The 26,819-nt window shown below is 58.0% G+C and carries 19 protein-coding genes, 1 tRNA gene and 4 pseudogenes; 4 read left to right on the plus strand and 20 right to left on the minus strand.

Annotated elements, in window-relative coordinates; all coding sequences use genetic code 11:
- Window positions 1-76: 76 nt before the first annotated feature.
- The 10 genes and pseudogenes from L0Z65_RS13645 to fliL form a co-directional block, all read right to left on the minus strand.
- The gene (locus tag L0Z65_RS13645) at window positions 77-478 is read right to left on the minus strand and encodes a hypothetical protein (RefSeq protein WP_096873007.1); all 402 of its coding nucleotides are present in this window, start codon (window positions 476-478) and stop codon (window positions 77-79) included.
- Window positions 478-1,557, minus strand: coding sequence for a flagellar type III secretion system protein FlhB (gene flhB / locus L0Z65_RS13650; protein ID WP_096873006.1), 1,080 nt, complete (start codon window positions 1,555-1,557; stop codon window positions 478-480). The genes L0Z65_RS13645 and flhB overlap by 1 nt, the downstream gene beginning before the upstream one ends.
- A pseudogene (locus L0Z65_RS13655) lies at window positions 1,554-2,335 on the minus strand (flagellar biosynthetic protein FliR). Before L0Z65_RS13655 ends, flhB begins: the two are co-directional and overlap by 4 nt.
- Window positions 2,332-4,410, minus strand: a complete 2,079-nt coding sequence (gene flhA / locus L0Z65_RS13660) for a flagellar biosynthesis protein FlhA (RefSeq protein WP_405112559.1) — start codon at window positions 4,408-4,410, stop codon at window positions 2,332-2,334. Before flhA ends, L0Z65_RS13655 begins: the two are co-directional and overlap by 4 nt.
- A gap of 27 nt (window positions 4,411-4,437) precedes the next feature.
- A pseudogene (locus L0Z65_RS13665) lies at window positions 4,438-5,179 on the minus strand (transglycosylase SLT domain-containing protein).
- A 202-nt stretch (window positions 5,180-5,381) separates the two neighbouring features.
- On the minus strand, window positions 5,382-7,838 hold the full coding sequence (locus L0Z65_RS13670) for a hypothetical protein (protein ID WP_405112562.1): 2,457 nt from the start codon (window positions 7,836-7,838) through the stop codon (window positions 5,382-5,384).
- The gene (gene motA, locus L0Z65_RS13675; protein ID WP_024098942.1) at window positions 7,838-8,707 is read right to left on the minus strand and encodes a flagellar motor stator protein MotA; all 870 of its coding nucleotides are present in this window, start codon (window positions 8,705-8,707) and stop codon (window positions 7,838-7,840) included. Before motA ends, L0Z65_RS13670 begins: the two co-directional genes overlap by 1 nt.
- Before the next feature lie 76 nt (window positions 8,708-8,783).
- A pseudogene (locus L0Z65_RS13680) lies at window positions 8,784-9,432 on the minus strand (MotE family protein).
- Complete coding sequence (locus L0Z65_RS13685; protein WP_118069327.1) at window positions 9,432-9,896, minus strand: hypothetical protein; 465 nt, start codon at window positions 9,894-9,896, stop codon at window positions 9,432-9,434. The pseudogene L0Z65_RS13680 and the gene L0Z65_RS13685 overlap by 1 nt, the downstream one beginning before the upstream one ends.
- A 9-nt stretch (window positions 9,897-9,905) precedes the next feature.
- Window positions 9,906-10,430 (minus strand): flagellar basal body-associated protein FliL, encoded by a 525-nt coding sequence (gene fliL / locus L0Z65_RS13690; RefSeq protein WP_040175042.1) that lies wholly within the window; start codon window positions 10,428-10,430, stop codon window positions 9,906-9,908.
- Window positions 10,431-10,548: 118 nt separating this feature from the next.
- On the opposite strand from fliL, the gene fliF reads away from it, so the two are divergent.
- From fliF to fliP, 4 genes are read left to right on the plus strand one after another with little or no spacing between them, the layout of a single operon-like run.
- On the plus strand, window positions 10,549-12,234 hold the full coding sequence (gene fliF / locus L0Z65_RS13695) for a flagellar basal-body MS-ring/collar protein FliF (protein WP_405108447.1): 1,686 nt from the start codon (window positions 10,549-10,551) through the stop codon (window positions 12,232-12,234).
- A 48-nt stretch (window positions 12,235-12,282) separates the two neighbouring features.
- Complete coding sequence (locus L0Z65_RS13700) at window positions 12,283-12,831, plus strand: ABC transporter ATP-binding protein (protein ID WP_405108450.1); 549 nt, start codon at window positions 12,283-12,285, stop codon at window positions 12,829-12,831.
- On the plus strand, window positions 12,824-13,120 hold the full coding sequence (locus L0Z65_RS13705; protein ID WP_014876445.1) for a FliM/FliN family flagellar motor C-terminal domain-containing protein: 297 nt from the start codon (window positions 12,824-12,826) through the stop codon (window positions 13,118-13,120). The genes L0Z65_RS13700 and L0Z65_RS13705 overlap by 8 nt, the downstream gene beginning before the upstream one ends.
- Complete coding sequence (fliP, locus tag L0Z65_RS13710; protein ID WP_096707765.1) at window positions 13,117-13,860, plus strand: flagellar type III secretion system pore protein FliP; 744 nt, start codon at window positions 13,117-13,119, stop codon at window positions 13,858-13,860. Before L0Z65_RS13705 ends, fliP begins: the two co-directional genes overlap by 4 nt.
- 436 nt (window positions 13,861-14,296) lie before the next feature.
- Here fliP and L0Z65_RS13715 read toward each other — a convergent pair whose 3' ends face one another.
- From L0Z65_RS13715 to L0Z65_RS13760, 10 genes and pseudogenes are all read right to left on the minus strand, one after another.
- Window positions 14,297-15,400 (minus strand): flagellar basal body P-ring protein FlgI, encoded by a 1,104-nt coding sequence (locus L0Z65_RS13715; protein WP_024098934.1) that lies wholly within the window; start codon window positions 15,398-15,400, stop codon window positions 14,297-14,299.
- The gene (locus L0Z65_RS13720; RefSeq protein WP_102898090.1) at window positions 15,397-16,404 is read right to left on the minus strand and encodes a flagellin; all 1,008 of its coding nucleotides are present in this window, start codon (window positions 16,402-16,404) and stop codon (window positions 15,397-15,399) included. The genes L0Z65_RS13715 and L0Z65_RS13720 overlap by 4 nt, the downstream gene beginning before the upstream one ends.
- 3 nt (window positions 16,405-16,407) lie before the next feature.
- Window positions 16,408-17,856 carry a flagellar hook-associated protein FlgK gene (gene flgK, locus L0Z65_RS13725; protein WP_405108455.1) on the minus strand — a complete coding sequence of 483 codons (1,449 nt, stop codon included), beginning with the start codon at window positions 17,854-17,856 and terminating at the stop codon, window positions 16,408-16,410.
- Between the two features lie 48 nt (window positions 17,857-17,904).
- Window positions 17,905-19,209, minus strand: a pseudogene (locus L0Z65_RS13730) (flagellar hook protein FlgE).
- A gap of 123 nt (window positions 19,210-19,332) precedes the next feature.
- The gene (locus L0Z65_RS13735) at window positions 19,333-20,169 is read right to left on the minus strand and encodes a flagellar motor protein MotB (protein WP_405108458.1); all 837 of its coding nucleotides are present in this window, start codon (window positions 20,167-20,169) and stop codon (window positions 19,333-19,335) included.
- A 202-nt stretch (window positions 20,170-20,371) separates the two neighbouring features.
- Window positions 20,372-21,991: a long-chain-fatty-acid--CoA ligase gene (locus L0Z65_RS13740; protein WP_405108461.1), complete on the minus strand. Its 1,620-nt coding sequence runs from the start codon at window positions 21,989-21,991 to the stop codon at window positions 20,372-20,374.
- A gap of 25 nt (window positions 21,992-22,016) precedes the next feature.
- Window positions 22,017-23,633: a GMC family oxidoreductase gene (locus L0Z65_RS13745; RefSeq protein WP_405108464.1), complete on the minus strand. Its 1,617-nt coding sequence runs from the start codon at window positions 23,631-23,633 to the stop codon at window positions 22,017-22,019.
- Window positions 23,634-23,777: 144 nt separating this feature from the next.
- Window positions 23,778-23,853, minus strand: a tRNA-Thr gene (locus tag L0Z65_RS13750).
- A gap of 71 nt (window positions 23,854-23,924) precedes the next feature.
- Window positions 23,925-25,448, minus strand: coding sequence for a heme biosynthesis protein HemY (locus L0Z65_RS13755; RefSeq protein ID WP_096872994.1), 1,524 nt, complete (start codon window positions 25,446-25,448; stop codon window positions 23,925-23,927).
- Window positions 25,449-25,458: 10 nt separating this feature from the next.
- Window positions 25,459-26,811: a hypothetical protein gene (locus L0Z65_RS13760; RefSeq protein ID WP_405108467.1), complete on the minus strand. Its 1,353-nt coding sequence runs from the start codon at window positions 26,809-26,811 to the stop codon at window positions 25,459-25,461.
- Window positions 26,812-26,819: the final 8 nt, after the last annotated feature.

Below are 26,819 nucleotides of genomic sequence, written 5' to 3' on the forward strand. Positions count from 1 at the left end.
GCCCAATTCCACATCAACGAAAAAGGCCGGTTCATCTGAACCGGCCTTTTTTTGATGCCAACATGTTGCGTTAATCTCATTCCATATTCATCAGCCGGTTGTGCAGTTTTTGCGCCCTGTCCTTCTTCACCCGCTGGCGCTCCTGGATCGCCATCGTTTCTACCGCGTGCTTGCGGCCGAACGCCTTGCGCAGATTGTCCATCGCCCGCAGCTTCTGCGCGGTAATCTGCGCCAGCTCCATATTCAGTTGGCGGCGGGTGCGGCTGTGCCAGCCCTGCCACAAAAGATCCGCGCCGAGTGCTTTCATCGCGTGGTCGGAATTAGCCATGTCGCGACTGTCCTTGATCTGCTGATCCAGTTTTGCCAGCTGGCCGCGCACCCGCGCCTCAGCATCAAGAACCGGTTTCACCTTGGCATGCTCCTGCAGGTACATGGCCTCTGTCACGTCTGCCATCTGGTCCAGCATCTTCTGCTTCATCACACCATCCCCTTCGCCCGTTGACGCATTTTCTCCGCAAAGCGGATGGCAGCAGCAACAGGCGCATAATGCTCTTCGTGAATTTCCTGACCGATATCGACCGCCGCATGCAACGCGCGCGCGGTGGGCGGGTCGCTGTGGATCGGAACACCGTTCTCATTGGCAACTTCGCGAATAACGGCGGCAACCTCATCCACACCCTTGGCCACGCATATGGGGGCCTGCCCTGGCGCGCGGTCCCACTTTAGCGCCACCGCGTAGTGGGTTGGGTTGACGATCACAACATCGGCCTCGGCCACATCGGCAACCCCTTGGCCCATGGCGATTTCATGTGCCTTTTGACGGCGCGCGCCCTTCAGATGCGGATCCCCTTCCGAGTCCTTGGCTTCGTCCATGATCTCCTTGCGAGACATCATGTTCTTGCGATTGTGCTCCGCCTGCTGAAAGGCCGCATCAATCACACCGATACCAAGCGCAATGATCAGCGCCAGAATCAGGAATTCCAACGCCAGCTGCGCCATCATCATCACAACAACAAACGCCCCGGTGGCCGAGGAGGCAATCATGTCCGGCAGCCGGTAATTGAGGTAGATGCCCATGCAGACCGAATAAAGCACCAGCTTAACCGTGCTTTTGAAAAACTCAAACAGCCCCGAACGTCCGAACTTGTTCTTGGCGTTCGAAATGATCGAAATTTTTGAGAGTTTTGGTTCCAGCTTACTCGGGGCAAAGACCAGCGCGCGCTGCGCAATGATCGACAGCAGGACAGCAGCCATCGGGACGATAAATATTGGCAGGCTGGACGTGCCGACCGCCATGAATATCCCACCAACCGGCACGGTCCCCGCGCCGCCGAAGAACAAATCGGCCAAGCGGTCGGGCTGGTCCAGGAACGACATCAATATCGTCCCCAACTCTTCGACCACATCCGCGCCTGACACATAGATCGCGACAATCAAGCCAAGATAGGATGCCGCAACATTGAGGTCCGTCGACTTTGGAACCTCCCCCTTCTTACGAGCTTTCTCAAGCTTCTGCGGTGTTGGCTCATATGACTTGTCTGAATCGTCGTCGCTCATGGCATCCCCTCACCCGGATTGGCGAAAAAGCCCATGAGTGCCGTGCTCCAGATATCCAAGATCATCGGGCTGGCCACCATCAGAATTGCCAGACCTCCGAAGGTCACAACCGGGGCACCGACAAAGGCCACCATCAGCGCAGGCATTGCGCGGTTGATGACACCCAGTGTCAGGTTATAAACCATCGAGCCGATCAGGAATGGTGCGGCCAGCGAGAAGCCCATGGCAAAACTGCGCGATACCCGGTGCACCCCCCAGTCCGACAGCCCGGATGCACTGGGAAACTCACCCACCGGAAACATCATATAGCTGTAGATCATGAACTCAGCGACCCGGATGTGCAGACCCAACATCACCGCCAGCGCCAGACCAGAGATCAGCAAGACCGCACCGATGGCGGGCATGGGTTCCGCGCCGATGCCTCCCAGAACCTGCGCAAGCGAGGTCGACTGCGCGGCAATGGTCCCGGCAATCTGAATGGCATGAACAAACATGCGGATTGCCATTCCCAGTGCCAGACCGACAACCGCTTCGCTGAGTGCGAGGCTGCCATAATGCAATGGGCTGGCCGGTGGCGGAAGTATCGGCAAGGCTTAGCGCCACGATGAATGTGAACGCCAGGGAAATCGCCAGTTTGATCCGTGCCGGTACATATTTTTCGCCAAAGGCAGGCAACACAGAAACCATCGCCCCAATCCGCAGAAAAACGATGGCCCCATGCCAAAAGCTAAGCGCCCAGAAGGGCGACCAGCTCAGGTGGCAGAAAGTCCAGATTCATGCGGGAACCATACCAACGAGCGCCGGTCTGGCTTCTAGTCCAATCTCCTCAAATGACAGGACCGGGTTGAGGATGCCACGCGATTTGAGGATTGTCCGCAAATATCGACGGCGCCGGGTTGAGGTCACAACCGCTGCAAATACGCCCTGTTCCGTGGTGGTATTCAGCCGCTCACTCAGCCCTTCGGCCAGCCGGTTGAACTGTTCCGGCGGCAGCGCAATATCGACGGCACCGCCCTGGGCGTCGATCTGGTAGGTGGAGAATGTCTCCTCCCACTCAGGCGCCAGCTGGATCAGCGGAATGGTCCCATCTTCGCGTTTCATCTCACCAACCAGCTGGAACCCCAGCCGCTGGCGCACATGTTCGCAAATGATCTCAGGCTGTGGCGTGTGCAGGCGAGCCTCGGCAATGGTCTCCAGAATTAGCGGCATATTTCGGATAGAGACGCGTTCCTCCAGCAGCAGCCGCAGGACTGTGTGCAACGTGTCGATCGGAACCTTGTCCGGCACCAGTTCATCCAGCAGCTTTCGATTGGCTTCGGCGCGGAACTCATCCGTCAGTTCGGTCATCTCATTCAATAGACGGCGAAGCGATTTCAGTGTCAGCAGGCGGGGGAAGTTCTGTTTGATCACTTCCAGCAGATGCGTTGCCAAAATTTCTGGCGCCGTCACAATTGTCGCCCCTGACAGCGCTGCATCTTCCTGCGCCTTTGAGGAAATCCAGCGCGCCGGAGCACCATAGACAGGTTCGGTGACATCCGTGCCCGGCGGCAGGGCATCGTGGTTGTCCGGCATCAGGGCCAGAACCATTTCCGGATGCAGGATGCCACGCACCTGTTCGACTCCCTGAATCTTGATCACATAAGTGCCTGTCATCAGTTCCGGCTCATCCGTCAGGCGGATTTCAGGCAGGATCAGCCCGAAGGTCGTGGCAACATGCGTTCGCATGTTGGCGATACGGGCATCAAGGCCGGTCCCTGCGTCCAGCACCATGCTCACCAGATCGGGCGCAAATTCCAGGTGCAGGTCGTCCAGATCAAGAATATCGCCAAGAGCCCGGCTTTCCTTGGGCTCCATGACCTCTTCGATCTGCTCTTCCATCTCCGCTTCTTCGCGGTCCTTCAGGTTTTTGCTCATCCGGTAGGCGGTGTAGCCCAGCACAGCCGCACCAGCCATGAAAGGAAGGAAAGGCAGGCCCGGGACCAAAGCAAACAGCGCCATGAGGATGGCCACAGTGGCCAATGCCGCCGGGTGTCTGCCCAGCTGGTCAGCCAGCGCGATATCGGTGGACCCGGTGGCACCACCGCGGGCCAGCAGCAGCGCCGCGGCGATGGAAATAATCACGGACGGAATCTGCGATACCAGACCATCGCCAACCGTCAGGATCGCATAGGTTTCAAACGCGGAGACCACCGGCATTCCGTGGATCAGAACGCCCATGATCAGGCCCATGATCAGATTCAGCAAAGTGATCAGCAGACCAGCAATCGCGTCGCCCTTCACAAATTTGGACGCACCATCCAAAGAGCCAAAGAATGTCGTCTCGCGCTGTTCCGTCTCGCGACGGTCGCGCGCGGTTGCGTGATCAATGGCACCAGCGGACATGTCGCTGTCGATGGCCAGCTGCTTACCCGGCATACCATCCAGAGCGAAGCGGGCGCCAACCTCGGCCATCCGTGCGGCACCTTTGGTGATGACCATGAAGTTCACGATCAGCAGCACGCCAAACACCACGAGACCCAGGAAAACACTGCCGCCCATCACAAATTGGGCAAATCCTTCGATCACGCCCCCTGCCGCATCGGTACCGGTGTGCCCCTGACCGATGATCAGTTTTGTCGACGACACATTGAGCGACAGACGCAGCATCAGGGAGGCCAGGAGAACCGTCGGGAAAGACGAAAAATCCAGCGGACGTTCAATAAACAGCGTGATGGTGAAGATCAGAATCGCCAACCCAAAGGAGGCCGCCAGCCCGATGTCCAGCACCCAGGCGGGCATCGGCAGGATCATCATCACGATGATCGCCATCAGCGCAATTGCCAGCAGTACGGTTGGGCTGAACAGTTTTTGCATATCAATGTTTGGCACGAAAATCAGCCCTTATTTCAGTATGATGAGCGCTTGCGCCGAAGTGCCGCCGCCAGTCAATGGAACCAGAGATCCCAAGCGGGCAGCACCAGACGGTGCCCCACCCTGAGTGATCAACGGCGAAGGATTGTGAAGCATGGCGAGGGGTTGTGGGGCGGTAAACGTGGCTCGGCTGCGCTCTACTGGCAGTGCTGCGACCGTCTCTACCGGCTTTAGGTCGGCACGCACCCTGTCAAAACGCGCGGTATAGCGGTTTGCATAGGTAGGTGTGCGCGAGTGATAGGCGCCAGCAGCCTGCGACCAGTCACCAAATTCATCATGCAGTTCACGCAGAAACCGCGCCGCATATTGCGCATTTGCAAGCGGGTCGAACATCTGGTCGATCGAATCGAAAGCCTGACCATGCCATTTGAAATTGATCTGGAAACACCCGACGTCAAAGCTCCGTGCACCGCGTTTGAAGTGGGAGAAGACATAGGCGCGGGCCTCATCTTCTGTCTGAAACCACTTGCCTAGCACCTTCCATATTGACGGTCCAGGGCCAGGGCTGGAGCCCTTGTTTTCCACCGCGGCCGGTCTCCGTCCTGGTGATGGCGCGCAACACGTCCAGCGGAACGCCCTGATCACGTGCTGCCCGTCGCGCGGCAAGATCACATAGGGCCGATACCTGCGGTGAAGCCGCGTATATTGTCTGAGGAATAAGCAGCCCCAAGAGGCCAAATACTGCAACAAGCAGCACGGACCACTTCGGCAAACTGCCTGCGCAGCGGACACACCGCCGCTGTTGTCGGAAATAATAGCTCGATTTCGGCATTCTGCCTGTCCAAATGAGGATTCACCCTAGGTTCGAGCGTAAGCTGAGAGCGTTGACAAACCGTTATCACCAAACGCGCAAAGACCGCCCCGATCAGGCGGTCTTTGCAAATGCTCAGCTCAGATGCGTGGTTATTTGGATGCTACGATCCATCGTCAGAAGGATCCGCTTGCGGCGCTACCTTCTGCAACAGATCTGCGATGCCGCCACGCGTCCCCTCGCTGCTTTCAACAAGCGCCCTCGCATGGGCCAAGGGCGGCAGACCGGTGGGCTCTTTCGCCGTCTCTTCGATTTGTGTTGTCACACGCGCGACGCCACCGAACTGCTCCGTGTCATCCGCATCCATCGTGGCAAGCGTATCGCGATCCGCGGAATGCCAGAATCCGCGAGTGGCAGCATCTTTTTCTTCTTCTTCAAGCAGATACTCACCAGCTCTGGCGTATTCTCCATTGCGCCAAAGTGCCTCTGCGCGCAGCTTGTTTGCTGCAGAACCTGACAGTCCCATCAACTCAACCAAAGCGGAATGCGGCTTGTCCATCGCCAACGCTGCTTTGGCCAGGATCAGCCGACGTTTCGTGTTTCCAGGCTCCATTGCCAGCTTTTTCAGGATTGATTGAGCCTGCTGTGCAAATCCCAGATCCAGCAGGCGTTCGGCCACGATATCTGCGACTGGCGCGACCTCTGCGGTGGTACCATTGGCCGCGATAACCAGCGCATATTGCAGGAAGGTGACATCATCTGCCCGCTCTGTCAGCAAGGTTAGCAACGGTTCCAGCGCCGCAGTACGCGCGGCTGGACCATCCCGGCGGCTCAACACTTCCAGTTCATTGAAACTGTCATGAAAATCACCAGTCAACGCCAAGGCGGCAACCACTGAGCGCCTGAGGTCCGCGCCCAGCGGACTGTCGCGATTCTCGACCTCATAGGAGGCGGCCAGATCCGGCACATCAGGCGACAGCGCGCTGCGCTCAGCAAAGCTGAGGTCGATCAGTTCGATCAAGGCCCGCGGTGCGTTTTCCGTCCGTTCGGCCACTTCATCCGTTAACTCCTGGGCGACGGTTTCAACGTCGCCTTCCAGTCTGGCGATCTCGGCCTCTGCCAAATTGATTTCAGGGACATGTTCGACCCCTGTACGATCTACAGACCGCAACGCCGCGCCCGCCAGATGGGGATCACCCGCCTTTGCAAACAAGGTACTGATGCGCGGACCAACTTGTACCCGCAGATGGGGGGGCAGCTTGGCAAAGGCCTGTTGAATCGCATCCGTTTTGGCATTTTTCTTGATCGTTCCATCTGCCAAGGCCGCCCAAAGCGCCACTTCGCTATCGCAAACCTGCTGCCCCGCGAACGTGTGATTGACCTCCATCGGCTGGCCATCCAGCACAGCCCCCATGGCCGTCAGCGCCACGGCATCGTCGTGCTCCGCAGCACCAGATGGCATCATCCGCAGAATCGCCTGCGCCTCAGCACCAAATCCAAAGAAAAGATAAGCCCGCGCCAGGGTCAAAACCGCTTCCGGATCGACGTCATCAAATTCACGCACCAAATCCGCGCGCAATGGCGAAATCTGATCCGCAAACGGCTCGTCCGTGCCCCATGCATGCACCGCCAATTGTCGGCTTGGCAGGCAATGCGTTGGCTGGCCCGACGTGTCGGACCTGCGTGCAATAAGACCGGTTTCCCGATCTACAGAGGAGGTGACGGAAATCTGGTCCAGCGGATTAAGAGGGCGATCCCGGCTGCTCAGAGGATCAAGGACATGCCCATTCGGGCCGTCATGCACTTCCACACCGACCAATTCCAGCAACCCTTGATTGGTGGCACGGCTGATCTGTTGCAACAGCCGCTGTTCGGATTCGTTGACGGTTGCTGCTCTTTCGGTTTCCGACAAATCAAGCAGCATATCCGTGTCCACTTGGACCGGAACCGGTTTCGGCTCAGTGGCAGTCTCCACCGCAACGCGGGCCTCTTCAACCGGCGCGGCAGGCACCTCAGTGCGTGGGGTTCGGGTCAGGTCTAGGGGCAGTCGGATCGCTGACGGTGTATCCGCCACAGCCACAGGAAGACGCTGCGCCTGATCAGCACCGGTAGTGCTGCGGGACGTCACACCAGCAAGATCAAGTGCGGCACGCGCGTCCGCAGCTGCCCGCGCCGTAAGATTAAACCGATATCCGGTACTATTGATATTTCCGGGCAAGAGCGGCAACGGCGATCCGGCCGTCAAAGGCTGATCGGCACCGGGCGTGCCATCGGCGATATCAACCACCAGATACCCGTCCTTCTGAACGAAGGAGCTGACATCGCAGTTACACCCAAGCTGCAGCTGCAATGGTTGCCCAGGCCCTTCCTGGGAGACCGACTGCAGCCGTGTACGCGGGATCAGGTCAAAGACTCGCGAGGTGTCGAACACGACTGTGGGCGTATCGATCACCACCTGGGCTGATTGCCCAGACTGACGCAGGGACCAAGGCGCACCAGCGGGAAGCCGCATGACCAATCGGGAAAAACCGGCATGCTCCCCCGAACGGGCGACCACTGTCTGGGCATCCGCGGATGCCGCAGCCAGGGTCAATGCTGCAAAGGTCAGCGCGCGCCACATCATGCTGCGTCCTGTTTCACCGATTTCAAGGCATCTTCCAGTTCAGAAAATCCGGGGCGGATGTGGGATGGGGTGTTCTGACGCCCCACTTCGATACAGATCGCCGCTGCGTGATTGTGCAGGTTGGCCACCAGAACTTCACGTATGAGCGAATAGAAATGCGCGTCCTCTTCGACAACTGACTTCACCTTGCCTGCGAAGGGGCCGACCAGACCATAGGCCAGGAAAACACCAAGGAATGTCCCAACAAGCGCACCACCGATCAGTTTACCCAGAACTTCTGGCGGCTGGTCAATTGATCCCATGGTTTTGATGATGCCGAGAACAGCCGCAACAATGCCCAGCGCCGGAAGACCATCGGCAAGCGATTGCAGCGCATGGCTGGAGTGCAGGGCGTGGTGCAGGTTCGCCTCAATCCGCTTTTCCAGAACTTCCTCAACCTGATGCGGGTCATCATAGTTCATCGAGGCTGACCGCATGGTGTCGCTGATCAGATTTACCGCCTCTTTATCCGCGAGGATTTTGGGATAGCGGTTGAACACCGAAGAATTTTCCGGATCTTCGATATGCTGTTCAACCTCAACCGGGTTCGCCCTTGCGATCCTGATCAACGAAAAGAGCAGACACAGAAGATCGCGGTAGTCATCGGGCTTCCATTTGGGACCCTTGAACACCTTGCCGACGTCTTTCAGCGTATGTTTAACGCCGCCCATATCATTGCTGATCAGAAAGGCGCCAACACCGGCGCCACCGATCATCATGAATTCGAATGGCAGAGCTTTGATGATGATCGCAAACTTGCCACCTGCGAGGAGATATCCTCCGAACACCATGACAAAGATAACCACGATGCCTACAATACCGAGCATTAGGTCCACTCCGAATTTCGTTTGTTTCTACAAGTTTAGGCGATTCACGTTAAAAAAGCCTGAGGAGCAGCACTGCTTACTCCTTTGGAACAGACCCGTTGCGACCCGCCAGGACCACGCTGATTGTATAGGCCGCCTGCGGGCTGAGCCCTGCCATGATGCTTAGCCGCTGCCTCGGGGCGCATGCGTGCGAGGAAGCCCGCTGCAAAGGCAGGATCCATCTCCTCAAAGAGGGCAGACGATTCTTTTGGCTTCATCTGTTCATAGACCGATGTCAGCCGCGTCAGATCTGCCTCAGTAGCACCATCCGCAAGGGCGAGTGTCGATTTCAACTCTTCCTCTGCCTGCTCAAGTGCCACCAGTTTTTGCTCAATCGCATCATCTGCGATCTCCAGCGCCTTCATGCGGTCTTCGATCTCAGCCTCTCGGGCAGATAGGGCAGCTTCGCGTTCCTGAAATGCAGCCAACATGTTCTGCAATTCGGCGGACGAGGGCATCGACTGGCCATTCAACGTGCCTTTCGGCTCATCTTTCAGGGTCGATTCGTCCTGCAGGTTCGCAACCTCACGCGCGATAGCCGGACCAGCCTCCAGACCGAGGCGCACAATTGCCGATCCCATCAACAACAACGCCAGCATCATGAGAGCACCACTGCGCGTCCGTTTGATGCGCTTTGCCTTCTTCGGCTTCGCAGGGGCGGCTTTTGTCTTTGTTGTCTTAGCCATTATGCAACCCGACCCTGCGCCCGGTTATGGCGGACAAACATCAGACCTGCGGGTTTTGCAGGTTCTGGCTCCGCCGCCACTTCGGGCTCTGCGTCAGCCTCATATGCCGCAGCCAATGCATCGCTTTCTTCCGCCGCCGCAGGTGCAGCGGTCTCGGGTTTTGGCTCAGGTACAGAGGCCTCCGGCATGTCGTGCATGGAGGCCATCATCAACTCCAGCCGCTGCGCAACCGATTCGGCCCGCCCGGTCAGCTGGTCCAGCGCCTTGCTGGAGCCATCGGATACATGGCGCGCGGCCAACAGTGATTTGTTGAGATCGTCGACCTGCGCCGAAAGCACCGCAACAGCGCCGCCAACACCTTTTTCCAGATCATTAAAACGCTTCAGCCGACGCGAGAGCACCAGGCAGTAAAAGCCTGCCCCCATGGCCCCGGCCGCAAGCAGGATATCCGCAATCAGTTCCATCCCGTTCTCCTAGTTCAATACGAAGTCCATAATCAGCAGATCACGCACCCGGCCCTGGCCAGCTGCAATATTGATCCGCCGCAGCATCTGTGCGCGCAGTTTGGGCAGGGCCATCGGATCGGTCAGATCCTCCAGCTCCAGTGCCCTGAGATAACTGTTGAGAACATCGACAATCCGCGGGAGGATTTTCTCAACCTCGGCCCTGTGGGCGAGGTCAACCTCCAGCTGAGAGCGGAATCGAAGGTGCTTTAGACCACTTGCCTTGCGCAAACTGATCACAATCGGTTCCATTTCGATAAAAGCGAGATTGGCGATATCTTCCGCCGACTCACCATTGTCCACGCCTTCTGGCGCCACTTCGGTCGCATCCACCCCTTCTGGGGCTGCGCTCTGACCAAAGGGAAGAAGGCCTGACTGGACAGCGAAGAATCCCCCACCGGCTCCAACAAGTGCAAGGACAACCCCGATAATAAGGGGCAACTTGCTCTTCTTGGCCGGGGCGTCCTGTTCTGTGTCTACTACAGCGTCTGTCATGACTATCCCTAATACGTCGTGCCTCATCTTCTTAGCTGGCGGACACTAACCGAATGTTAAGGGCAATCCGGCAAAAGGGTTGCACATCGGACAGAACGCCGATGCTACGGAGGTTAATGTGCAGCAGATCAAGAATGTCTGGGCAGGTTTGGACACGCGAAAGCGCCTGATTGCCGTGGGGGCCACGGTGATCGTGATTCTCAGCGTCCTGGCGATGTCCCGTGTGGCGAATACGCCCACGATGCAATTACTATATGCCGGGCTGGAAAGCGGCTCGGCTGGGGATGTAGTGCGCGCGCTGGAACAGCGCGGCACCGAATATGAAGTGCGCGGCGGATCAATTTATGTTCCGGCTTCGGCACGCGACGAACTCCGCATGACGCTGGCGAGCGAAGGCCTGCCTGCAAACGGCGGGCGCGGTTACGAACTGCTTGATTCGCTCAGCGGGTTCGGGACGACATCGCAAATGTTTGATGCCGCCTACTGGCGCGCAAAGGAAGGGGAGTTGGCCCGTACCATCGTGGCCAGCCCGCATGTGACTCAGGCCCGGGTCCATATTGCAAATACTGGATCAAATCCGTTTCAACGCACAGCTGAACCGACTGCCTCTGTGTCGGTTGTGCCGATGGGTTCGCCTATCACGCCCGCGCAGGCCAATGCGATTCGTTTTCTGATTTCCTCAGCTGTGACTGGCTTGGCAGTGGAAAACGTGGCGGTGATTGATGCCAATGGTGCGCTGATCGGCTCACCCGAGGCTGCTGCCGCTGTCGGCGCCGGAACCGATGATCGCTCGCAATCGATTCGCGAACGGGTCATGCGGTTGGTCGAAGCGCGCGTTGGTCATGGCAATGCTGTGGTCGAGGTCAGCGTCGAAACCGTGACCGACACCGAATCTATTCGCGAGAAACGCATTGATCCCGAAAGCCGCGTCGCCATCAGTACCGATGTGGAAGAACGCGCCGATTCGTCACAAAATCAATCGGGCGAGGTGACCGTTGCATCCAATATTCCGGATGGTGATGCCGCCTCTGGCGATGGTTCCAAAGCCAGCACCAGCGCCACCCGTGAACGGGTTAACTACGAAATATCTGAGACAGAAAAAGAGATCCTTCGTGGCCCTGGCGCAATCAAACGTCTGACTGTCGCCGTTCTGCTGAATGGTGTGCCAATAACCACAGCAACCGGCGAGACGGTGATGGAACCCCGCTCGGAAGAAGAGCTCGGCGCACTCCGTGAACTGATCTCTGCTGCGGTCGGTTTCAGTGAAGAACGTGGAGACGTCATAACGCTGAAATCTATGGAAATGCCCACAGTAGAGCCTCAAGGAACCGTGGTCAGCGCCTCCGTCTTCGACAACATCTATCTGGATGCGATGTCGCTGATCCAGATGGCTGCCCTGGCGCTTGTTACTCTGATCCTCGGCCTCTTTGTTATTCGTCCCATCCTGTCGAACCAGGCCAGCGTGCCCGCACTTGGTGCACCTGAGGGCGGCGCCATGGACGAACTGCCAGCCTTGGGTGGGGGTGGGTTCATGGCCAATCCCAACCTTGGCGCGGATCTCGCACTGGATGGTGAGATCGAGAACAATGATACCGGTCAGTTTGAACCCATGGGTGGCATGGGCATGGGCACCGGTATGGGCATGGGTGACATGGGTGGAATGGGCGATATGGGTGGCTTGCCTGCCCTTGGCGGCGGTGGGGACAACCCCGTTGATCGTCTCCGCTCGATGATTGGCGAACGCCAGGAAGAAACCGTGCAGATTCTGCGCGGCTGGCTGGAAGAAAATGAGGAGAGAGCCTGATGACAATTGCCCATCTTCTTGAAGATTTTGCCATGGACACGCCGAGCGGTGCCGATTGCCGAAGTCAGTGAAGAAATGATGGAAGAAACGCGGCTGGAATCCTACGAGAAAGGATACAGCGCAGGTTGGGATGATGCGGTGACGGCCAAGGATAAGGAGAGCACGCATGTCTCTTCAGAACTGGCCAACTCGCTCGAAGATCTCAGCTTCACCTTCCATGAAGCGCAGACACAACTGCTCGAATCGCTGGACCCGATGTTCAAGGTTCTGACCAGCGCGGTCCTCCCCGACGCCATGGCTGCCAGTTTCGGCCATCATATCGTCGATCAGCTGACGGACATGGCCAAGAGTCAGGCTGATCAGGCGATCAATATTGTTGTGTCCCCCGGCGAAGGGGCAACTGTGCGCGCGCTACTGACCAAAAGTTTCACTGTGCCGGTACAGGTCCGCGAGGACGTCGTGCTGTCGCCCGGTCAGGCCTATCTCAAGGTTGGCGGCATTGAGCGGGAAATCAACAGCTCCGCCCTGATCGATTCTATTCAGGACTCTATCGAGGCCTTCTCTTTCCACATTACAGAGGACAGCAAATATGGATAAGTCTGCTGAAATGAACAGAAAATCTGGCGATGCAGGCAATCCGTTTGTGTCCGTACCGGTTGAGGTTGTCGTCTCTGTCGGTAAGGCGCGACCGTTGATTCGCGATCTTGTAAACCTTGGAGAGAACGCAATTCTGACCCTCGACAAACGGGTCGAAGATCCCGTGGATCTCTATGTTGGCGACCGCCTTGTCGCCAGAGGACAGCTGGAGGAGATGGAAGGCGAGCAGGCCGGGCAACTGGCTGTCCGACTGACCGAAATCGCGGATTTGCAAAGCGGCCTGGGATGACACGCACCGCCTTTTTTGCCGCCGTTCTGGCGGCCATGCTGGCCATCGGTCTGCCAGATGCTGTGAGCGCGCAGGATCTCAACCTCTCCTTGGGCGATGGCCAGTCGATCTCGGCTCGCTCGATTCAGCTGATCCTGCTGATCACCGTCCTCAGCCTCGCTCCGGGGCTGTTGATTATGATCACGTGCTTCCCGTTTCTTGTCACCGTATTGTCGATTCTCCGGCAGGCCATTGGTTTGCAGCAGGCACCACCGAACATGTTGATGATCAGCCTTGCGCTGTTCCTCACCTATTTCGTCATGGAACCGGTTTTCACCGAAGCCTGGACCACCGGAATCAATCCGCTGATTGAGGAGCAACTGGATGTGGAAACCGGGCTTGAGCGTGCGTTGCAGCCGTTTCGGGTGTTCATGGCCGCGCGTCTTGATCCCGATACATTCTACGCGATTGCGGATCTGCGACCCGCCACTGCGGGAATAGACCCTACCGCTGATGCCCCTTTGTCGACCTTGGTGTCGAGCTTTATGCTCTCGGAAATTGCCAGAGCCTTTCAGGTTGGTTTTCTGGTCTTCCTGCCGTTTCTGGTCATCGATCTGGTGGTCGCGGCAGTTCTGATGTCGATGGGGATGATGATGGTTCCACCAGCTGTTGTCTCGATGCCCTTCAAACTGGCGTTTTTTGTTGTCGCCGACGGCTGGAGCCTTATCGCAAGCGCCTTGGTCCGCAGTTACTTCCCCTGAAACTCACCCGTTTGCAGGAAGCCCCCTGCAAAACGCCCCGGTCACAACAGTGGCCGGGGCGTTTTGCATTGGCGCGGCAAGCCTGATCTCAACAGGTCCTCGACCTAACGCCATGCACCTCTCCCTCAGCGGCGTCCCTATCGGACGATCAATCACGCGGCCACCAAAGGGGCTACATGTGCGCCGGACTAGCAGTTGAAACGAATACTCTAAATCCAGCACGGTGATGCCCCCTGTTCATGTCAGACAAGAGGATCAGGCCAAGCTGAGATACGCTCCTGGCCGGGCATTCGATTCACCTTGTGTCATGAAGCCGGTCAGGGTCAAAAAATAGCCAGGCAACGGATGAACGTGGCGGCCCATTGCCCTAGCAAAAACCCCCGGAACGCTAAGGTCCGGGGGTATATCTGCTTGACGGTAGCTTTATGTCGACGCGCTAGCGCACCACGAATTCGGCATGTAGCGCACCAGCCGCCTTCAGGCTCTTAAGGATATCAATCATATCCCGCGGTGACACTCCCAGCGCATTGAGACCCGCCACCACCTCAGACAAAGAGGTGGTTTCCGGGACCTCTGCCAGCTGAATGCCCTCTTCCTCTTCGATCGCGGCGCCAGTGCGCGGCACAATCACCGTTTCGCCGTCGGCGAATGGATTAGGCTGCACAACCAACGGTGTTTCCTCAATCCGCAAGGTCAGATTCCCCTGCGCGACGGCAACCCGCGAGATACGCACATCGCTGCCCATCACGATGGTACCAGAGCGTTGATCGACGACCACACGTGCCTTGCGCTGAGGTTCAACCAGAATATTCTCGATCCTCCCGACAGCATGGGCGGTGGAGCGGGTATTCGTGCGCTGCACATCGATCTCAACCGTCCCTGAGTCCCGCATCAAAGCCACATTACGCCCAAATTCCGCGTTGATCGCGCGTTCGATCCGGCCAGCGGTGGTGAAATCAGGCTCTCGCAACGCAAGACGCATGGACGAGAGCGAGGACAGATCGAAGTCGATCTCACGTTCAACCCGCGCACCCGAAGGGATGACACCAGCAGTGGGAACCCCTTGTGTGACAGAGGCGCCCTCCCCCTCCGCGACGGCACCGCCTGCCAGAATGGTACCTTGGGCGACCGCATAGATCTGGCCATCTGCGGCATTCAACGGTGTCATGACCAGCGTCCCACCCAGCAGGCTCTTTGAATCGCCGATCGCGGACACTGTCACATCAACAGTGCCGCCTACGCGAGCAAACGGCGGCAGCGTGGCGGTGACGAATACCGCAGCAACATTCTTGGGCCGGAACTGTTCGCCGGTCACATTGACGCCCAGCCGTTCCAGAATATTCGACATGATCTCTTCGGTGAAAGGAGAGTTTCGCAGACCATCGCCTGTCCCGTTCAACCCTACGACCAGACCGTAGCCAACCAGATCGTTACCGCGCACACCATCGAACTCAACCAGATCTTTTAGTCTGATCGCATTGGCCTGAGCCATCGCCGGCAGCAGCAGTACAGCAAGAAGAACCCGGATGAACCGCATCATGACAGGAACCTCATCAGCGACAGCTGCGATGTGCGCGCGGTGACTGTGAACAGGCTTTCCAGTTGGAACTGCGCCTCATCCAGACGGGTGGATGTTTCATAGGGGTCAGCCTGAACAAGCTCGTTGAAGACCAGGCTGAGGCTGGTCTGGGCGGCACCATTGCGGGTCGCTGTCTCTTCAATACGGCCCTCCACAAAACCCAGATCCGACTGCATCTGGGTCAATTGGACTTGGCTTTCGCGCAACTCAATTCCTGTGCTGCGCAACATCTCGAACTTCACATCTGAGGTGAGGCTGAGCCCTGGATCATTGACCAAAGTTGCGATGGCAAGGCTTTGCAGAGTCTGTTTAAACGCATCGTCATTGGCCTTCAGAGAGACGGTGACCTCTTCTGTCGGGCCAATTTTCACCGGATCCATCAGGTCCGATGAGCCCTGATACATCACCGCATCAAACCCAAGCGGATCAGCGAACCAGTCTTTGACGGCCTGTACGATATCAGGTGCGGTGGTGAAGGGGGTAACCTCTGTCACCAGCGATGACATCAATGTGTTGAGATCGGCAAGAGGCTGAGCTTCGGTATCTTTGCCAGAAAACAGGCTGCGACCCGCGGCTTCACCATTCAGAGAGCGGATAGCTTCAGTCAGGTACACTTCGGCCTGGTTCGACAATTGCTGCGATGTTTCATCATTTGGGGACGTCGTTACAGCGAAAATATCACCGGTGAGACTGACCACATTGTCAGAGATCAACTCAATATTGTTCTGCATGGAGGACGCAAACAGCGCCGCCTCGGTGTTCGCAACCTGATAGGATTTGAGACGATCCAAGTTCCGCTCCACATCGGAGAGATAAGTTAAATCCCCTCCCAGTTTTTGCGTTAACTGCGAGGTTTTCCCTGTGCTTAGCTCCTGCGTCAGGGTCGAGATATCGTTCTTCAGACCAACCGAGCGATTGCGCAGGAACAGGTGTTGAGCCATGTCCCCATAGGAATTCATAATCATGCGTTAAATCCTCAGAAGCGTTTCCATCAGCTCATCGACCACGGAGATCATCCTGGCGTTGGCCTGATAGACTTTTTCAATCACAATAAGGTTCTGCAGTTCGGCATCGCTGTCGACGCCCTGCGCCAACTCACGCTGGTACATTTCGGTATAGGTTGCCGCTGCAAAGGCAACGTCCTGTTCGGCAGAGTTTTCGCTCTGCGCAAATCGAGACAATAGGTTCGCACTCAGCGTGCTGGCATCCAAATTTGCGGTCCCCAGGCCGACGGAGGACACCGTGCGTTTGGCGTCCAGTGCATCCGCATATCCACGCAGCAGCGTCGCATCCCCGGCATTGCCGGGCGAGGCTGCATTCAAACCATCACGCAGCCGCCAGGTTTCGGCCTGCCCCTGCATGGCGATTTTATCATTCAGCTCGATCCGGTTGGCGATACCGACTGTATTGACCGGATCAAAAAATGCTCCCTGATCGGTGAAGATACCAGGATCCGTCGCCGCCAAGGTGGGGTCCAGTGCAGGATCTTGAAAACGTTCAATAAGATCCTTTGCCATGGCGTCCAGATCTTCCTGCGCCTCGACGGTCAGGACATCTCGCACCTCGAATTGGGCAGCAAGCGTTCCGCCACGGACGGGTCCGCCGGGCCCTGTCGCGACATCAATACCATTGATCTGCAACCCAGAAAGCAAACCGTTGCCCAGCGTCATGTAAGGCAGTGTATCGGCCTTACCATCGAAACTCAGCTCAGCTGCCTGGCCGTCCAGCAGCACGGCGCCCCCTTCGGAGAACAGTGCAACTTGACCCCTGTCACGATTGACGACCTTGACCGGAATGATCTTGTTCACCTCGTCAATCAGCAGGTCTCGTTGATCCAGCAGCGATGCCGAGTCAGACCCTGTTGATTGGCTGACCGCAATTTTGGCATTCAGTTTTTGAAGCTTTTCCAGTGACTGATTGACCGTGTCGACTTGTACGTCAATTGCTCTGTCGGCAGCCGTGCGTTGATTGCGTAGACCCTCTGCCGCATCCGCAATCGACCGCACCAACTCTTCCGCTTGGATTGCCAGATCATTTAGCCGCGGTCCGGAATCGGGCCGCGAAATCACCTCGATCAGGCCGGAATCAAAATCCGTTAGTCGCTGCGTGATTGAATAGGGGTCGTCGGCGCTGCCAACCAATTCGGTCATGCGACCAAAAAAAGCGGATTTCACCTCGGCAACGCCGACTTCTGAATTGGCAGAGCGCACGCTGGATTGCAGCGCCGGATCGTTGATCCGCTGCACGTGACCGACTTTGACCCCGCTGAACCCGTCGCTGGCGCTGGTAAGCGCAAGGCTCCGGCGTGAATACCCCGGGGTCAGGACGTTCGACAGATTTTCGGAGACGACCGACGTCGAGCGACCAGCCGCCGTCAGCCCGGTCATTGCGGAGTTGAGAGCACTTGTAATGGACATGGGTCATCCAGCCTTTGCGCGAATGTAAATCAGAAGGAAGAACGCCTATCAGCGCTTGATGTTGGTGGTTTCCTGCAACATCTCATCCACTGTCTGAATGACTTTTGCGTTGGACGAATAGGCCCGCTGGGTCTGAATCATATTGGTCAGCTCACCGGCCACATCTGTTGCGGATTCCTCGCGGGCATAGCCGAGGATGTCGCCTGTCGGACCTTCACCAGCATTCCACAGGAAATAGGAGCCACTTTCACTGGACGGCATATAAGTCTGTCGGTCCATGGCGATCATGCCATTCGGGTTCGGCAGATCAACCAGCGGAACCTGATAAACCACGCGGCTGACACCGGTATCGTAGTTGGCATGCACATAGCCGAGCCTCATCAATCTCTACGCCGGTGAAGTTGCCGACCGGAGCCCCGTCCTTGGAGATCGATGCGGGGGCAAAGGTGTCCGACAATTGCGTCAACCCGTTGTCGTCACCCAGCGTGCCGATATTGATCTCCATCGGGCCACCAGCAACGTTTACAATGATTGAGCCCGTCGCCGGGTCATAGGGACCACCGGTGGTATCCGTGACTGCATTCAGGGCACCGCCAGACGTTCGGTTGTCATCGAAGGTCAATGTGTATTCCCCGATCGGGGTCGCACCGGTCGCGGTATCGGTGATGATCATGGTCCATTCGTTCGACTCACCCGTTGCCGGAACGGTGGGTACGAATTCGATCTGCAAGCTCTCGGATTTACCCAGGTTGTCGTAATATTCGATCGAAAGATTCTCACTGGTGCCCGCCGCTGTGGATTCTGTCGCTGTAGCGGGCAGGTTCACACCCAGAGACATCTCGGTCGTCGGCTCGCCGGACAATTTGTTCACATTGAACCGTACCGGCTCCAGCGCATCAGATGTGTCGCGCGCATAGGGTGGAATGGTACCATCAGATTGCGCAGGCCAGCCCATCAGGACCAGACCGGACTCAGTTGCCAGCAGGCCATCGGCGTTGGTTCTGAACGACGCCGTGGTTGTCAGCATCATCTGCGGGTTGGTGGCGCCCGTCTCAACCTCATTCATCGAGGTGACAGGCAGCATGCCACGGCCCCGTACCGCAAGATCGGTTGCGTTGCTGGTTGACACCAGCGGTCCCCGCTCGTCGATCAGACGCACATTGGTCGTCCGCACACCGCTCAGCCGAATAGGTGCCGCCAGAGGAGCTCATAACCATCGAATGGAAATCCGTCTGAACCCGCTTATAGCTAAGCAGTTGAGGAGTTCGCGATATTGTCGGAAATGGAGGCCAGTCGGCTGGCATTCGCGGTAAGCCCGGCAACGCCGGCATTAAGCGAGGAAGAAATCGTCATGGATACGCCTTTCTGCTGCATCGAATCTTTCTTGATGCAACAGCTAGCCGATTGCCCATTAACGGGCGGCTAACAGATAAAATTGTCTGATCTGTTGGCCGCCCATTTCCAGCGTTCCCGCGGTTATTTCCGCAGAAGGATGATTTCCACCCGGTTGTTTCGCGCTGACATTGGGTTGTTATCCGTCAGTTTGCGGTCTGCATGGCCGGTCACACGGTGCATCCGCTTGGAATTGGTTCCACCTGATTCGAGCATCACACGGGTGGCATCTGCCCGCGCGTGGGACAGTTCCCAAACCGGATTATTGGCCACAACAACCGCATGAGATCTGATATGCCCACCAATGGCGATGTTGTTTTCAACAACCCCTGTGACACGTGACACCATCTTCACAATATCCCGGAACAGCAACGTTGGTTCCGCGGTTCCATCTTTGAACAGCGGTGACTCCTCGGTATCGAAGAGCTCGACAACCAAACCCTCATCCGTGACGCGCGTGATGATGTGCTGAGCCATCTCGATTGAGACCATGCTTTCGCCGCCACGCCCCTTTAGCTGTTCTTCCAGGGCACGGAACTGTTCGTCGGCCGCCTCGCGATCTTTGTCCTGTTCGACACCGGAGTCGCCCTTGGCCTGCTGTGCATCAGCTGGGCTGACATCGGACGCGCCGGTCCCGTTCTGGGGTTTGATTTCCTCCGTGAACATACTGTCCCCGTTGAAAGCCCCGTTGCCGCCGCCCGAAACCCGGCTCAGCGGAATGGATGGCGAGAAGTAATCCGCCAGCCCTTTTCTTTGTTTCTCAGTCGTTGCGTTGAGCAGCCACATCAACATGAAGAACGCCATCATAGCCGTCACGAAGTCCGCATAGGCGACCTTCCAGGCTCCACCATGGTGGCCATCGCCACCACCTGACTTTTTCTTCTTGATGATAATGGGCGCCACATTTCCTTGTGCGCTCATAATCCACCACCTATTTTCACCCACTACTGGGATATCAGGCGGGGTCTTAAGCGGCCCTTAACAGATAAATTTGCTTAAGCAGTTATGCTGTCAGGCGCGCCTCAACCGAGCTTTTCACCTGCAAAATATGCGCCCATTAAAAGGGACAGGCTCCGCCACCGGGCAAAATACTCGGTGGCGGTCTCGGTGGCAGTACAGGATATCAAGAGTCCAGCAGGATGCCTTCGTATCTCTCCCGGAGTGTATTCTTCTGAACCTTGCCGGTGCCGCCCAATGGCAAGGATTCAACAAAAACCACACGGTCGGGAATCTGCCAGCTGGCGACCTTGCCCTGATAATGTGCCAACAGATCAGCCTCAGTGACATCGGCAGACCGTTTCACAGCGATCACCACAGGGCGTTCGTCCCATTTGGGGTGTTTCGCCGCAATTGCCGCCGCCTGAGCGATATCGGGGTGCGACATGGCGATATCTTCCAGCTCCACAGTGGAGATCCATTCCCCCCCGGACTTGATAATATCCTTGGAGCGGTCGCGAATGATCATATAGCCGTCACCATCAATTGTGGCGACATCGCCGGTATCAAACCATCCATCCTCTGTCAGGGCGGATTCTCCGGCGCGGAAATAGCTGTCGATCACCCAATGTCCGCAGATCTGCAGGTTACCTTGGGTCTCGCCATCATGCGGCAAGACCGCGCCACTATCGTCGACGATTCGCAGATCGATGCCATACATTGGTCGCCCCTGCCCTTCGCGCAGCTTGGCCTGGGCTTCGGCATCCAACTCATTGTGTTTCTGCAGCAGCTGGTTCAGCGTTCCAATGGGGCTGGTTTCCGTCATACCCCAGGCATGCACCAAATCGACGCCATATTTGTCTCGGAAGGTCGGGATCATGACTGTCGGCAGGGCAGACCCGCCCACAATCGTGCGTTCAAGGCTTTCGGCGGTACAACCGGTTTCCTCCAGCCCCTGCAACAAGCCCATCCAGATCGTCGGCACGCCCAGCGCCACAGTCACCTTTTCCGCATCAATCAACTTGGCCAGGCTCGCCCCATCAAGGTGCGGACCCGGCAGCACCAGCTTTGCCCCAACAGCTGCGGTCATATACGGCGTGCCCCAGGCATTCACGTGAAACATCGGCACCACCGCCAACACCGTATCCCGCGCCCGCAGGGCCAGACCATCGGGTTGATTGCCACCAATCGTGTGCAGCACGCTGGTGCGGTGGGTGTATTCGACGCCCTTGGGGTTGCCGGTGGTGCCTGAGGTGTAGCACAGGCTAGAGGGCAGGTTTTCATCCAGATCGGGCCAGTCATAATCGGCGGTCTCCGCATCCAGCAAATCATCGTAGAACAGCACACCCTCAATCTGCGCTGCGATATCGGCATCTTTCGGTCCCATCACCACGATATGTTGCACAGTGGTGAACTGCGCGCGCAGCTGCGCCACAGCCGGAACAAAGGTGGTGTCAATGAACAGCACCTGATCCTCCGCATGGTTGATGATGTAAATCAGCTGCTCCGGCTTCAGACGCGGGTTAATCGTGTGGCAGACATACCCGCCACCTGACACGCCAAAGTAGATCTCAAGATGACGGCGGTTGTTCCAGGCGATGGTGCCGCAACGGGCGCCCTGAGCGATACCCAAGCGTCCCAATGCCGCTGCCAGTTTGCGGGCATTGGCATCGATGTCACCCCAGGTCACATGCTCGGTTTCACCGGACGTCTCAACCGAGGTGACCGTCGTTGAGCTGTGGAAACGCCCCGCGTGTTCTATCAGCGAGCCTATAGTCAGCTGTTTATGCATCATCTTGCCAAGCATCGTCGTCTTCTCCGAAATTGAAATGTCAGCTGCGGGCCCAAGCGCCGCGTATAATATCTGCGGCTTTTTCCGCGATCATAATGGTGGGTGCGTTGGTATTCCCGCCAATCAGGCGGGGCATGACCGACGCGTCAACCACACGTAGCCCCTGCAGCCCGTGCACCCGAAGCGAAGGATCGACCGCCGACAGCGGATCGGTGCCCATCTTACAGGTGCCAACCGGATGATAAATCGTATCCGCCCGCGCACGAATGTGCTGCTCCAAGGCCGCGTCATCCGGTTCACCGTTTATGAACAGTTCCTTGTGTAAATAGCCCGCCAGAGGCTCTGCCGCCATTATCTGCCGCGTTTTGCGCACACCCTTGATCAACACGGCCAGATCCTCTGGATCGGCAAGGAACTGCGGATCAATTCGAGGGGCAGCCTTGGGATCAGCGCTGTTGAGGCCAACAGAGCCGCGAGACTTCGGTCTCAGTACACAGATATGACAGCTGAACCCATGTCCCATATGCAGCTTGCGCGCGTGGTCATCGACAATTGAGATGACGAAATGCAGCTGTATATCCGCCCGCTTCTCATTGGGGTCAGTCTTTAGAAACGCAGCCCCTTCGGCAAACGGCGTAGCGATCATACCGCGCCCGGTCTTGCGCCAGTTCCAGATATGGCGCAGCAGCGAAACACTGCCAGGCAAGGAGATACCAAAATTATCCCGATCCCGCGACTTATAAGCCAGCGTGAAATCGAGGTGGTCCTGCAGATTCTGGCCAACTCCCGGCAGTTCGTGCACCATATCGATCCCATGCGGGCGTATGTCTTCGGGACGGCCAACACCAGACAGTTGCAGCAGCTGGGGGGAATTGAACGCCCCACCGCTTAGGATCACTTCGCGGCGGGCACGCACCATATGCGCGCGACCACCCTGACTATAGCGCACCCCAACTGCCCGCTTGCCCTCAAACGCAACGGAGGACGCCTGCGCGCGGGTGATCACCGTCAAATTTGGGCGATCCATGACCGGATGCAGATAGGCCGCCGCAGCCGAGCACCGCTCGCCATTGCGATCATCCCGGTGAAACTGCGTCACCTGATAGTGGCCGATGCCTTCGTTATCGCCTGAGTTGAAATCCTCACGGCGCCGGATTTGGAGGGACTGCCCGGCCTTCACAAAGGCGTCTGTAATCGGGCGAGGCGATTTCTGATTGCTGACCTGAAGCGGACCAGCCGCGCCATGCATCGCATCATCACCACGTTCGTTGTTCTCAGACTTTCGGAAATAGGGCAGCACCGATTGCCAGTCCCACCCCTCACACCCCAAGGCCGCCCACTCGTCATAGTCTTTGGCATGGCCACGAATATAGAGCATGGCATTGATTGCGCTGGATCCACCCAACCCCTTGCCACGTGGCTGATAACCCCGCCGCCCGTTCAGACCCGGCTGCGGCACCGTCTCATAGGCCCAGTTATTGATCTTTGGGCGACCCGGCAGCATGGCAACAACCGCGGCCGGGGCTCGAACTAACAAACCATCACCGCGCCCACCGGCCTCCAGCAGGCAAACCGTCACATCGGGATCTTCACTCAGTCGGGACGCCAGCGTCGACCCCGCTGAGCCACCGCCAACGATCACATAGTCCGCCTCCATCACGACCTCCCCGCACACCTACATCAACAGCCCTCCCAGGCTGCCAGCAGATCAGCGCCGCTTTTGTGAGAACTGTCCACTCTGACGGTACGTCATCGCGCGGGCGGAGTGGGTGGACAAAAGTCGGTCTTGAAAAAGAGAAACTGGTGCCGCTGAAGGGACTCGAACCCCCGACCCCATCATTACGAATGACGTGCTCTACCATCTGAGCTACAGCGGCGACTGGTGCAGGTGAGCCCCGCAACGGTCTGTGCGGCGCGCTTTAGCATCGGCGCACCGCTTGGAAAAGATCTATTTCACGCTTTGGGTTGTGGATTCCCTGTCACCCGTATCAGGCGTCTGGGGCACAGTTTCGCCCATATCGGACGCAGAAGTATCGTCCCCCTCCAACAGTTCCACGTCTGGAATATCGGAGGCATCCGGGCCAGCTGCGCCTTCCGGCGTGCCGGTGATCAATGGCAGAACCTGCGCCCCTGTGGCACCAACAACCTCCGGTGCCTCCGGACGGCGCCAGCTGAGGGTATCAAAGCTGGCACAGTTCTCGCAGACCGGCGCCCATTCTGCATGGATGTGGTTGCAGTTTCCACAGACCCACTGCGGCCCGCGTGGCGCATTCAGCGCCCGTGCCAGCCAGCCCTGGATCACCGCATCGCTGGCGCCCTCACCCTTTTCGATCGCCGCCATTAGGGTCAACGCACGTGCGTCCGGCTCGCGTTCAATCAGATCGCCCAGCGCGCGGCGCGCCTCTGGGAAATCCTCAGCCACGATATGCAGTTCGGCCATCAGCAAACGGGTCTCATCATGTTGCGGCGCAAGACGTGACAGCTGGGCAAACCGTTTCACCCGCTCCTGTGCAGTTTCAGTCGGCTCAACCTCTGCAAACGCGTGGGCCAGATCAGGGTGCGGCTGCGCCTCCCAGGCTTTCTTCAGCACCCGGATTGCATACCGTTTCTTGTCCCGAGCCAGATATGCCCGCGCCGCCATGGCTGCCGCCGGAACCAAATCCGGCGAAAGCCGGTTGGCTTCAATCGCCTGTTCCTGCTGCTCGACCGTCGCGCCCTCTTCAACGATCGCCTTGGAGGCCGACAGCGCCAGCACAGCATCGCGGCGTTTGTAGACATCACGTGGCAGGGTGCCGGTCTTCAGCTTGGTGGTCAGCGTCTTGCGGGCCCCAGCCCAGTCCTGCGCCCGTGCCTGAAGCGTCAGCAGGGTATCCTGCACCTCCTCATGCTTGGGCCGCAGGCTAAGCGCCTTTTCCGCCAGCTGGCGCGCGGTGTCGGTATCCCCTTCAGACAGCTTTTGCTTCATGATGCCTCGGACACCAACAAAGCGGGTCGACTGGTTGCTTACCAAGCGTTTGTAGGCCTCGGCCGCCTTCTTCGTGTCCCCGGCCAGCTCTGCTGCTTGTGCCGTCAACAAATCCGTCAGTTCCGGCTTCTCCAGATATTTCTCCGCCCGCGCAGCCTTGGCCATCGCCAGACGCCCCTCACCGGATGCCAGCGCCATCAGACCGTCGGACAGCGCCTGATAGCCCTTCCGCTCGCGACCCTTGTCAAAATAGCGCGAAATTGCGGTTTCATCTCCATTGAGGAACCGCAGCGTCGCCAGCAACAGTGACAACAGTTTGAACAGGACCCAGACTGCAAACACCAGAATGGCCAGTGCGATTACCGACTGCAGCGCACTCAGGGTATATTCAGTACCGGCGACAGTGATCTGCACGCCCCCTGCCGTCTCCGTCAGCAAGGCAGCACCAAAGGCCAGCACCGCCACGATGGCGACAAATACGAGGATCTTCAACAACGACCAGAGCATGGCAGCTTCCTTATTTGGCGTTCAGGCTTTGGGCCAGTTCATTCACGGCAGCAACAGCGGCCAGACGGGCGCGCGCAGCGGCCTCCCAATCGGCCAACGGTGCACGGGCGGTTTCCGGCAGAGCCTGCAACTCAGTCAGGGCGCCTTGCAGATCGCCGCTCTGCACAGCGGCTTCGGCGCGCGAAAGCACCGCATCGGGATCATCTCCGTCACGCGGGGCGACCGAACGCGCACCGAGCTGACGCCGCACATAGGCGGTAATGCCACCTGTTCCCTTGGTTTCCTGACGGGCTGAAGCCAGGGCCTCACGCGCAGCCGGGGCAAAACCATCACGCAGGCTGGCACGCGTGCTAACGCCCGCCTCTGCGGACCCGGTCAATGCCTCCGGCGCGGTCACGCCAACGGCCTGCAACTCTTCGATCAACCCGCCAAAGCTGGTACCCGCATCAATCGACGACCGCAGCCGGGCGACGATTGTCTGGGCGCTTGCAATACGGGCGGCTTCGGCGCTGGCCGCGTCCATCGCCCGCGCTTCCTCGACCATCTTTTCCACTTCGGCGCGCTGTTCGGCGAGGCTGTCCTGCAGCTTGCTTAGCTCAGCCTCAAATGCAGCTACAGCAGCGGGGCTGGCAGCATCCGTGATGGGGCGGCTCTCCAGAGCATCCACACGGACCGCCAGCGTCTCAATCTTCGCTGCCAATTCATCAGATCCAGTCGCCGTCTCACTGGCCCGCAGGGAGGCAACCTCTTCTGTCAACGCATCTATCTGCTGCGTGAGCGGCGCGATATCCGGGGCATCGTCAGCGGCAACCCGCTCTTCCAGCTCCGCAATCTGAGCGCTGAGGCTTTCCTTCAACTGCTCAAGCGCGGCTGCATCGACTGGCGCTGAACTGCGCCAAGAGGGCGGCATAAAATCATTCAGCACATTCGACTGTCCCGCCACAAAGCCAAGCCCGGCGGCAACGACCCCCCCTAGGAGAGCGGCTCCAAAACCACCGCGTTTTTCGACGACACGTTCGACCTCATGGACCGGTGCCGCAGGCGGGTTATCAACTGTTTGGTCCCCCGACGCATTTTCAGCAGTCTTGCCCTCAGCTGTCTCAATGGGATCGAGATCCGCGTCCCCGAGCGCCGGGTCGTCATCCGACACATTGGAGACAGCATCCTCTTCGGCAGGCGCGGGATCCGTGTTGTCCGGATCGGTCAAGTCCGCCACAGCAGCCGTATCGGATGTATCATCATCTTCAACACTCAAGCTGTCAGAGACCGCATCACCAGCAGTTGTGTCGTCGATATCCGGTTTGGAGACAGACGTCTGGCTCTCTTCTGCCTGCGTCTCATCGGATGTTTTCTTGTCAGCCACGCCGACGT

This window comes from Phaeobacter sp. BS52, assembly GCF_045040595.1.
Classification (GTDB): domain Bacteria; phylum Pseudomonadota; class Alphaproteobacteria; order Rhodobacterales; family Rhodobacteraceae; genus Phaeobacter; species Phaeobacter piscinae.

What these genes read in the sequence shown, in the direction of transcription:
- L0Z65_RS13645 (WP_096873007.1), bottom strand. Translation starts at nt 478, where the DNA reads ATGAAGCAGAAGATGCTGGACCAGATGGCAGACGTGACAGAGGCCATG.
- flhB (WP_096873006.1), bottom strand. Translation starts at nt 1,557, where the DNA reads ATGAGCGACGACGATTCAGACAAGTCATATGAGCCAACACCGCAGAAG.
- flhA (WP_405112559.1), bottom strand. Translation starts at nt 4,410, where the DNA reads ATGCAAAAACTGTTCAGCCCAACCGTACTGCTGGCAATTGCGCTGATG.
- L0Z65_RS13670 (WP_405112562.1), bottom strand. Translation starts at nt 7,838, where the DNA reads ATGTGGCGCGCGCTGACCTTTGCAGCATTGACCCTGGCTGCGGCATCC.
- motA (WP_024098942.1), bottom strand. Translation starts at nt 8,707, where the DNA reads ATGCTCGGTATTGTAGGCATCGTGGTTATCTTTGTCATGGTGTTCGGA.
- L0Z65_RS13685 (WP_118069327.1), bottom strand. Translation starts at nt 9,896, where the DNA reads ATGGAACTGATTGCGGATATCCTGCTTGCGGCCGGGGCCATGGGGGCA.
- fliL (WP_040175042.1), bottom strand. Translation starts at nt 10,430, where the DNA reads ATGACAGACGCTGTAGTAGACACAGAACAGGACGCCCCGGCCAAGAAG.
- L0Z65_RS13705 (WP_014876445.1), top strand. Translation starts at nt 12,824, where the DNA reads ATGGATAAGTCTGCTGAAATGAACAGAAAATCTGGCGATGCAGGCAAT.
- fliP (WP_096707765.1), top strand. Translation starts at nt 13,117, where the DNA reads ATGACACGCACCGCCTTTTTTGCCGCCGTTCTGGCGGCCATGCTGGCC.
- L0Z65_RS13715 (WP_024098934.1), bottom strand. Translation starts at nt 15,400, where the DNA reads ATGATGCGGTTCATCCGGGTTCTTCTTGCTGTACTGCTGCTGCCGGCG.
- L0Z65_RS13720 (WP_102898090.1), bottom strand. Translation starts at nt 16,404, where the DNA reads ATGATTATGAATTCCTATGGGGACATGGCTCAACACCTGTTCCTGCGC.
- flgK (WP_405108455.1), bottom strand. Translation starts at nt 17,856, where the DNA reads ATGTCCATTACAAGTGCTCTCAACTCCGCAATGACCGGGCTGACGGCG.
- L0Z65_RS13735 (WP_405108458.1), bottom strand. Translation starts at nt 20,169, where the DNA reads ATGAGCGCACAAGGAAATGTGGCGCCCATTATCATCAAGAAGAAAAAG.
- L0Z65_RS13740 (WP_405108461.1), bottom strand. Translation starts at nt 21,991, where the DNA reads ATGCTTGGCAAGATGATGCATAAACAGCTGACTATAGGCTCGCTGATA.
- L0Z65_RS13745 (WP_405108464.1), bottom strand. Translation starts at nt 23,633, where the DNA reads ATGGAGGCGGACTATGTGATCGTTGGCGGTGGCTCAGCGGGGTCGACG.
- L0Z65_RS13755 (WP_096872994.1), bottom strand. Translation starts at nt 25,448, where the DNA reads ATGCTCTGGTCGTTGTTGAAGATCCTCGTATTTGTCGCCATCGTGGCG.